Below are 3080 nucleotides of genomic sequence, written 5' to 3'. Positions count from 1 at the left end.
TGAATCAACCGTCCATACTATCTGTGCTGACGGCCTGAACAACCGTTAGCGACTTCTGCGCATTTAAGGGGACTTAAATGCGACCACAATCTGAACTCCTCACCTTGTCACAGATGCAGAAATGCACCTGCGATTTTCTTCATTCTGCGTTACCTCTCGGAGGTGGCGTATGAAACAGCCTGTTTTCTACCTCCGCGACGAACGCGTTCGCGATAACCTCATCGACTACATCAGGAAGCTGCCCGTTAACGACGCTCTGCCGCTCGTGGTGAAGTTTTCTGAGGCTGACCGCACTCTCGCCCAAAACGACCTCTTCCACGCTCTCTGTGGCGATACAGCGAAGCAATTGCAATGGGCTGGCAAGTCGCGCGACCTCGCTTCATGGAAAGTCCTGTATGTCTCAGGCCATGCCATTGCCACCGGTAAGCCTGGTGAAGTGGTGCCGGGTCTGGAAGGGGAGTTCTGCGCCATCCGGGAAAGCACTGCGAAGATGGGCATCCGTCGCATGACCAGTCTCATCGAATACAGCCAGGCATTTGCTGTGCAAAACGGCGTGCAACTCCGTGAAGTTCGCTACTCAGGTGATTACTTCGGGAGGGTTGCGTAATGGCTAGCCCTCTCGCTCGCGTCATCACAAACGAAATCTTCCGCGTTCCGGTGCGCCGCAAGCGTAAGCCAGCGGTTAAGCCGTCCGACATCCCGACCATGAAAGACTACACCGCCCGCCTGGTGGATCAGAAATGGCTGCGTCTCGCAGCGAGGAGAAAATCAGCATGAGCATGTATCAACGAATTAATGGCGCTGACTGGCGCAATATCTTCGTCGTCGGCGATCTGCATGGGTGCTACACGCTGCTGATGAATGAGCTCGAAAAGGTTTCGTTCGACCCTGCGCGTGATTTGCTGATCTCGGTTGGTGACCTTGTTGACCGCGGCGCGGAAAACGTCGAGTGCCTGGATCTGATTACTATGCCGTGGTTCAGGGCAGTGCGCGGTAACCATGAGCAGATGATGGTTGATGGGCTTTCAGAGCATGGAAACGTCAATCACTGGCTGGTAAACGGTGGCGGTTGGTTCTTCAATCTCGACTATGACAAAGAGGTGCTGGCTAAGGCTCTGGTTCACAAGGCAGCTGAGTTACCACTCATCATCGAGCTGGTTACCGCTGAGCGTAAAATCGTTATCTGCCACGCTGACTACCCGCATAACGAATATGCGTTCGATAAGCCCGCCCCGAAAGATATGGTCATCTGGAATCGTGAGCGGGTTAGCGACGCTCAGGACGGCATTGTCTCGCCGATAGCCGGTGCTGATCTGTTTATCTTCGGGCACACCCCTGCGCGCCAGCCCCTGAAGTATGCCAACCAGATGTACATCGACACAGGAGCTGTGTTTTGCGGAAACCTCACGCTGGTACAGGTCCAAGGTGGTGACCATGAGTAAAACCTACCGCAGCAAGAAGTGGCTCGCCGCAGTCGGCCAGATTGAGCAATGCGTCCTGTGCGGAGCGTGGGGCGTGCAGGTGGCGCACCGCAACGAGGGTAAGGGTATCGGAATGAAAACAGACGACTGCGCCACCGCTGCTATCTGCGTCACCTGTCATTCAGAGATCGATAACGGAAAGGGTTTGAGCCGTGACGAACGCCGCCAGTTAATGGACCGCGCCATTGTACTGACCGTTATCCAGATTGCCCGTCGTGGCTTGGTGGTGCCCGCATGAAAATCTACGACATCACACCAATCGGCAAGCCTCGAATGACCCGCGCGGATAAGTGGAAGCAGCGCCCTCCTGTAATGCGTTATCGAGCTTTTTGCGATGAGGTCCGCCTGCGCAAGCTGACCATGCCTGAATCCGGATCACATGTGACATTCGTCCTACCAATGCCACCAAGCTGGAGTAAGAAGAAACGTGCGGAGTTCGCCGGGAAGCCCCACCAGGCCAAGCAAGACTGCGACAACATGCTGAAAGCCCTGATGGATGCGCTTTATGAGGATGATGCTCACATCTGGGATTGCCGCATCACAAAGGTCTGGGGAGAGAAGGGGCAGATCATTATCGGGGAGTGCGCGCCGTGACCAGAGACGAGATAACCCGATATCAGGCCGAAAGCGTTAAGCGCGCCAACCTGCCGCCAGTAGCAAATCACAGCCAGACCAAAACCAATCAGCCACAGAAGGAAGCCGCATAATGAAACTGGAATTAACCAACGACCAGCATCAATGGGTAGACCAGTGGCTCCAGTTATGGGGCGCATGGTGCCAGACCGGCAAGATTGATAAAGCGATGATCAACATGATTGCCAGATTCATGGCTACCGTCGAGCCCCAGCAAGCATCACGACCGGTATGTAGTGATGATGACGGGATGCTCATTGATGCTGTCATTCGTCACTATCTGAAGAATGTGGATGAAAATGCATGGCGGGTTGTCTTCGCCTACTACGTTTGTAACTCCAGCGAGATCCGAATTGCATCATGGCAGCATGCAGTAAGTAAGCCTCGCCTGATGAAGACGCGTGGCGGCAATCAGTATAAACACCCAAGCATCTCGACAATCCGTAGAGAGGTGAAGCAAATCATCAATGCCTCACTGTTCTGTTTGTACCAACCGCTGCAAAATGCGTTTAACAATCGCGAAAATGTGAGGAAAATTGCAAAAAATCCTCACAACACGCTTGCTTTTCAATGAACAAATGAGCAGAATAAATCGTATATGTTGCCGTTGTTGTGTGTGACATGAATGAATGCCAAGCCTCGCCATTGTGCGGGGCTTTTTATTTGCCTGTAGCTCAGAGAAAAGAGCAACCGCCTTCTAAGCGGTTGGTCGCTGGTTCGAATCCAGCCAGGCGAGCCAAACCCACTACCTGGGACCCTTCGGCCAGAGAGCCGACATTGCCTTACCCTCACATTGCCAGCCTGTCGCTGGCTTTTTTATTTTCAGGTCCAGGGAAACATCCTCGACACGCCTACTTGTTAAATCGTCCCGAGGGCCTGAACCAACTACACACGGAATAAATATGTCTGAGACCTTCACTATCGTAGGCGTTGGTCTTACATCGTCATCAGTCGGTGTAACCTTTG

General features: G+C 53.3%; 7 protein-coding genes and 1 tRNA gene. All 8 read left to right on the top strand.

Going from position 1 to position 3080, the window contains the following annotated elements:
* Positions 1 to 169 precede the first annotated feature (169 nt).
* The 8 genes from ACOTX4_RS25705 (at position 170) to ACOTX4_RS25670 (ending at position 2853) form a co-directional block, all read left to right on the top strand.
* Positions 170 to 607, top strand: coding sequence for a recombination protein NinB (locus ACOTX4_RS25705; RefSeq protein WP_032180568.1), 438 nt, complete (start codon positions 170 to 172; stop codon positions 605 to 607).
* Positions 607 to 777 (top strand): NinE family protein, encoded by a 171-nt coding sequence (locus ACOTX4_RS25700; RefSeq protein WP_421635506.1) that lies wholly within the window; start codon positions 607 to 609, stop codon positions 775 to 777. Before ACOTX4_RS25705 ends, ACOTX4_RS25700 begins: the two co-directional genes overlap by 1 nt.
* The gene (locus tag ACOTX4_RS25695) at positions 774 to 1442 is read left to right on the top strand and encodes a serine/threonine protein phosphatase (protein ID WP_421635505.1); all 669 of its coding nucleotides are present in this window, start codon (positions 774 to 776) and stop codon (positions 1440 to 1442) included. The genes ACOTX4_RS25700 and ACOTX4_RS25695 overlap by 4 nt, the downstream gene beginning before the upstream one ends.
* Positions 1435 to 1719 carry a hypothetical protein gene (locus ACOTX4_RS25690; RefSeq protein WP_047748520.1) on the top strand — a complete coding sequence of 95 codons (285 nt, stop codon included), beginning with the start codon at positions 1435 to 1437 and terminating at the stop codon, positions 1717 to 1719. The genes ACOTX4_RS25695 and ACOTX4_RS25690 overlap by 8 nt, the downstream gene beginning before the upstream one ends.
* Positions 1716 to 2075: a RusA family crossover junction endodeoxyribonuclease gene (locus tag ACOTX4_RS25685; RefSeq protein WP_421635504.1), complete on the top strand. Its 360-nt coding sequence runs from the start codon at positions 1716 to 1718 to the stop codon at positions 2073 to 2075. The genes ACOTX4_RS25690 and ACOTX4_RS25685 overlap by 4 nt, the downstream gene beginning before the upstream one ends.
* Positions 2072 to 2188 carry a hypothetical protein gene (locus ACOTX4_RS25680; protein WP_100152924.1) on the top strand — a complete coding sequence of 39 codons (117 nt, stop codon included), beginning with the start codon at positions 2072 to 2074 and terminating at the stop codon, positions 2186 to 2188. Before ACOTX4_RS25685 ends, ACOTX4_RS25680 begins: the two co-directional genes overlap by 4 nt.
* Positions 2188 to 2688 (top strand): antiterminator Q family protein, encoded by a 501-nt coding sequence (locus ACOTX4_RS25675; RefSeq protein ID WP_058657261.1) that lies wholly within the window; start codon positions 2188 to 2190, stop codon positions 2686 to 2688. The genes ACOTX4_RS25680 and ACOTX4_RS25675 overlap by 1 nt, the downstream gene beginning before the upstream one ends.
* An 89-nt stretch (positions 2689 to 2777) precedes the next feature.
* A tRNA-Arg gene (locus ACOTX4_RS25670) sits at positions 2778 to 2853 on the top strand.
* The last annotated feature ends 227 nt before the right edge of the window (positions 2854 to 3080 follow it).

Source organism: Enterobacter cloacae complex sp. IR5459, from assembly GCF_049238005.1.
GTDB lineage: Bacteria > Pseudomonadota > Gammaproteobacteria > Enterobacterales > Enterobacteriaceae > Enterobacter > Enterobacter hormaechei_C.
Note: the sequence above shows the minus strand (reverse complement) of the source record. Positions and strands in the feature narration are given on the sequence as shown.

Bases quoted from the DNA above. Each gene is read 5' to 3' on its own strand.
- ACOTX4_RS25675 (WP_058657261.1), top strand. From the start codon at position 2,188: ATGAAACTGGAATTAACCAACGACCAGCATCAATGGGTAGACCAGTGG.
- ACOTX4_RS25695 (WP_421635505.1), top strand. From the start codon at position 774: ATGAGCATGTATCAACGAATTAATGGCGCTGACTGGCGCAATATCTTC.
- ACOTX4_RS25700 (WP_421635506.1), top strand. From the start codon at position 607: ATGGCTAGCCCTCTCGCTCGCGTCATCACAAACGAAATCTTCCGCGTT.
- ACOTX4_RS25685 (WP_421635504.1), top strand. From the start codon at position 1,716: ATGAAAATCTACGACATCACACCAATCGGCAAGCCTCGAATGACCCGC.
- ACOTX4_RS25705 (WP_032180568.1), top strand. From the start codon at position 170: ATGAAACAGCCTGTTTTCTACCTCCGCGACGAACGCGTTCGCGATAAC.
- ACOTX4_RS25690 (WP_047748520.1), top strand. From the start codon at position 1,435: ATGAGTAAAACCTACCGCAGCAAGAAGTGGCTCGCCGCAGTCGGCCAG.